Source organism: Mesorhizobium sp. M5C.F.Ca.IN.020.32.2.1, from assembly GCF_004023105.1.
Classification (GTDB): domain Bacteria; phylum Pseudomonadota; class Alphaproteobacteria; order Rhizobiales; family Rhizobiaceae; genus Mesorhizobium; species Mesorhizobium wenxiniae.
Genome location: NZ_RZSX01000566.1, coordinates 1 through 4264 on the forward strand (window position 1 = coordinate 1; position 4264 = coordinate 4264).

Annotated in this window: 5 protein-coding genes; all 5 read left to right on the forward strand. The window is 58.9% G+C overall.

What is annotated here, in order from left to right; genetic code table 11:
• Positions 1–715: ABC transporter ATP-binding protein (locus EOA86_RS41305; RefSeq protein WP_164891943.1), on the forward strand; the 715-nt coding region annotated here is incomplete at its 5' end.
• A 36-nt stretch (positions 716–751) separates the two neighbouring features.
• Positions 752–1792, forward strand: a complete 1041-nt coding sequence (locus EOA86_RS24385) for an ABC transporter substrate-binding protein (protein ID WP_128344001.1) — start codon at positions 752–754, stop codon at positions 1790–1792.
• An 82-nt stretch (positions 1793–1874) separates the two neighbouring features.
• A complete protein-coding gene (locus tag EOA86_RS24390; RefSeq protein ID WP_128344003.1) occupies positions 1875–2699 on the forward strand; it encodes an ABC transporter permease in 825 nt (274 codons plus the stop codon).
• Positions 2700–2706: 7 nt separating this feature from the next.
• Positions 2707–3597, forward strand: coding sequence for an ABC transporter permease (locus tag EOA86_RS24395; RefSeq protein ID WP_128344005.1), 891 nt, complete (start codon positions 2707–2709; stop codon positions 3595–3597).
• 64 nt (positions 3598–3661) lie between these two features.
• On the forward strand, positions 3662–4264 hold a 603-nt coding region (locus tag EOA86_RS24400; RefSeq protein ID WP_245497359.1), incomplete at its 3' end, for a C45 family peptidase.

A 4264-nucleotide genomic window follows, 5' to 3' on the forward strand; every position in this document is an offset into this window, starting at 1 on the left:
GCTATCCGGCGGCCAGCAGCAGCGTGTTGCGCTCGCGCGGGCCATTGTATTCCAGCCCGATATTCTGCTGCTCGACGAGCCGCTTGCCGCTCTGGACCGAATCCTGCGCGAGCAGTTGCAGGTCGAGCTGAAGCAACTGCAACGCAAACTTGGAATTACCACGATCCTGGTAACCCACGACCAGGAGGAAGCACTTTCGCTCTCGGACCGCGTACTGGTGCTGGCCGACGGTGCGGTCCAGCAGATCGCCGAACCCCTGGAAGCTTATGCGAGACCGGCTAATCGGTTTGTCGCGGGCTTTCTCGGCGCCACCAATTGCCTCGACGGCATAGCCATCCGGCATGGCTCCCGGGATTGGGTCATCCGGCTCGGCTCCGGCGAGGAATTGCCGTGTAACGCATCCGATAGGACGTCCGGCTCGGCGGTATCCGTCAGCGTCCGGCCGGAGCATGTTCGCGTGCTCGCACCGAGTGCGGAGCGTGGCATCCCTGCGACCGTCAACGAAGCCGTCTATCTCGGCCAGACAATTCGTTACCACGTTGAGACCGCGCGAGGCACGCCGCTGATTGCCGCATGCATCCAAACCGGGCGGCCGTATTCGCCGGGTGCGTCCATTCGCGTCGACTGGGATGCCGAAGCCGTGTGGCTCATTCCTGAGGGTGGCACGGCGCGGGCGAATGTCCAGCACGGAGCGCCCCAATTGCTACGAGTTTAAGGCGACTACAAAGAACAAGTGGAGAGGAACTTAGTCATGGAAATGAAGCGAACGCTTTCCGCACTATTAGGACTGCTTGCCGGGACGACGCTCTTTGCTGGCGTTCCGTCCGGCGCCAAAGCGGAGGATGTGGTAACTGAAATCCGCATAGTCGAAGCCGGCGGCAAATCCGGTGAGTCGATCGAGAAGGGCTATATTACACCGTTCACGCAAAAGACTGGCGTGAAGGTGGTCCGAGAAAGCCCGAATAGGATTGGGAAGCTGCAAGCAATGATCGCGTCCGGCAAGGTCTCTGCTGCACTTTTCGAGCTTGTTGGAAGTGAGCTCCAGCAGGCCAAGGCCCTGAACCTGCTTGAACCGCTCGATTGGAATGCGATTGATCCGTTGCCGATTTTTCCAGAAGCGCGCGACGACTACGGTCTGGGCTATCAATACTATTCCACGATCATGACGTGGCGTAAGGATGCCAAGGCGCCTTCGACCTGGGCGGATTTCTGGAACGTGAAAGATTTCCCTGGCAAACGCGCCCTGCCGGACTCAGCATACTCTGCAATTCCGATCGCTTTGTTGGCCGACGGGGTGAAGCCTGACCAGCTCTATCCCCTTGATCTTGATCGTGCTTTCAAGAGCTTGAAAAAGCTTAGCCCCCAGGTTGCCGTCTGGTGGACTACCGGGGCTCAACCGCCCCAGCTCTTGAATGACAACGAAGTGCAGTATGCTGTTGCATGGTCGGGGCGCGTCACTGCCGAGCCGATGCTGGACTACTCGTTCAATCAGGGCCTGATCGACACCAGCTTCTTTACCGTCCCGCGCGGCGCCGACCCGGCGCAGAAGGCTGCTGCGATGAAGCTACTGCATGAGATGACTGTGCCGGAAAACCAGGCTGCGGCGGCAAACGTCATTTCCTATACCGGAAACAGCCCGCAGCTTGATGCTCTTCTGCCAAAGGATCGCATCGGACAGTTCCCGACCGCGAAGCAGAACAAGGACGTGCAGGTCGGTTACGACCTCAAATGGTGGTTCGATCACGGCAAGGAAGTCGAGGAGCGCTGGCTAAACTTCAAACTCGAACGTTGAACCTTTGGGTCTGCAATCCTTGGCTCGCCGTCTGGAAATGAACGGGCGGCGAGCTGAACGACACAGCTGACGGATTTGTGACATGGGACGCATCGGGTCCAATGGCAACGGTTTTGCATATGTTCTACCCTTGGCCGTGGTCATGGTGATCGCATTCAACATTCCAATCCTGCTAATGTTGCGTATCAGCGTCGCGCCGTCGTGGACGCTAGCAAATTACCTGCACCTCGCCCAGGAAGAGGCTTATCTAAAGGTTCTGCTTAATACCTTCAAAGTGGCGGCGATCACCACCGTCTGCTCTGCTGTACTTGGATATCCCCTCGCCTATTGGATGACCTGGCTGTCGCCAACCGGGCGGTTGGTAGCGATCGCTTTCGTTGTGATTCCTTTTTGGGTCAGCGTCCTAGTGCGGAGCTATGCCTGGATCGTACTCCTTGGTAATGCCGGCCTCGTCAACCGGGCGCTGCTCTCGCTCGCGGTCATCGATCAGCCAATCGGTCTGATCTACAACGAGCTCGGGGTGATCATCGGTATGACGAACATTCTGATCCCGTTCATCGTCCTACCGCTCTACGCCGCGATGGCGAGGCTCGACCGGCGCCTGCTGCAGGCCGCAGCGGCCTTAGGCGGATCGGACTTCCAGACGTTCTGGCTGGTCTTCTTTCCCCTAACTCGGCCAGCCCTTGCCGCGAGCGCTCTCTTGGTCTTCATCTCCGCAATCGGGTTCTACATCACTCCGGCGCTCCTCGGCGGCGGGCGCGTCTCGATGATAGCGAATGTCCTCGACGTCCTGATTAACCAGGTTCCTAGCTGGGAACTGGCGGCAGCAATTTCTGCCGTACTGCTTGCAGCCAGCGTCGCTCTGTACGCGCTCTATCGCCGCGCGGCGGCATATTCGGGCATGTGAGGAAGTCATGAGTAACCGGCAAGGGCGACACCACCAGGGCGGCGGCCACGATATGCCGGCCACCCGGGATGCTTTTGAAGCTGCGCCGATCGAGGTGTACCGGCACAGGCTTCCCCTCGGGCCGGTGGTGCTGGGTGCGATAGCGGTCTCAGTCCTGCTTTTCTTGTCTCTGCCGATCCTGGTGGTCGTGCCAATGTCATTCTCGAGCGCGAGCACACTCCAATTTCCACCGCCAGGATTCTCACTTCGCTGGTATGCCGCATTCTTCACGGATCCTCGCTGGATGAGCGATTTGTGGACCTCACTAAAGGTGGCGCTCGCCGCCAGCACGCTGGCTCTACTGCTTGGTGGCTCGGCCGCCTATGGCCTGGTACGCGGAAGATTTGTCGGCCGGCTGGTTGTCGAGGCCAATTTCATCCTGCCGATCGTGGTTCCGTCCGTCATTACCGCGCTCGCACTTTATCTTGTGTTCGCGCGTATCGGACTGCTGGGGACCCTCCCAGCGCTTATCATCGGGCACATGGTGCTGGGGGTTCCTGTAGTAGTCCTCGTGATGACCGTCGCATTCCGGGAATTCGACGTCAGATTAGAGCAAGTGGCCTTCACCCTCGGGGCGTCAACGCGTGTCATGCTGTGGCGCGTTCTGCTCCCCAATGTAGTTCCTAGCATAGGAGCCGCCTGGATCTTCGCCTTTATAACAAGCTTCGACGAGGTCATCGTCACAATCTTCGTTTCCGGGACCTATGAGACGGTGCCGAAGCGGATGTTCAACGAATTGGTACTGCAGATCAATCCGACGATCACGGCCATTGCCTCCTTGCTCATCGGGATCAGTATCGTCTTGGTCGGAGTATCTGCCCTGCTGATGAAGTCACGAGATCAGTCCAAATCCGCTTGAATTGCCGGACACATACCGTCTGCTGTGATGGATGCACTAAACCAATAGAAGTCAGAGGCCACACATGTCCTATAATCCCATTCCCCGCATTTGCGCCAAGGGTGACGCCTTCTCAATCGGCATAGCCCTTGGGCGGGCGACCGCCTCCGGTTTTCGCGAGCACGTCCTGCCCACCGAAGCATTTCAGGCGCTTTACGCCCGCTGGCGTGGTTCGGACTATCTACAGTCGCTGGAATCCGCTGCCCGCACGGCCTATCCCCGCTTCGTGCGAGAGATCGAAGGCATTGCCGAAGGCTTGGAGCAGGATTTCGACAAAGTATTCCTTTGGAACTGCCGAGGCGACCTGCGCCTTCCCGAGCATGTCTCCCCGAAAACCAAGGCCATAGCCGCCACCGGGTGCACCACTCTCCTCATTCCGGCGAAAGGCGATGCTCCGGCGGCAATCGCGCACAACGAAGATGGCGCGGTGGAGTTTCTAGGCGCTTGTTGCTGGGTCGAGGTCGAGCCCGACGAAGGGCCGGCCTGGAGCAGCTTCATGTATCCCGGCTGGCTGCCGGGCAACACGTTTGGGTTAAATGAGGCGGGCATTGTCCAGACCGTCAACAATATCACCGCCCACGATCTTCAGCCGGGGGTGCCAAGGCAGATCATCTGCCGCGCGATACTC

Excerpts from the sequence above, each read along its gene's own strand:
- EOA86_RS24385 (WP_128344001.1), top strand. The coding sequence starts at position 752 with ATGGAAATGAAGCGAACGCTTTCCGCACTATTAGGACTGCTTGCCGGG.
- EOA86_RS24390 (WP_128344003.1), top strand. The coding sequence starts at position 1,875 with ATGGGACGCATCGGGTCCAATGGCAACGGTTTTGCATATGTTCTACCC.
- EOA86_RS24395 (WP_128344005.1), top strand. The coding sequence starts at position 2,707 with ATGAGTAACCGGCAAGGGCGACACCACCAGGGCGGCGGCCACGATATG.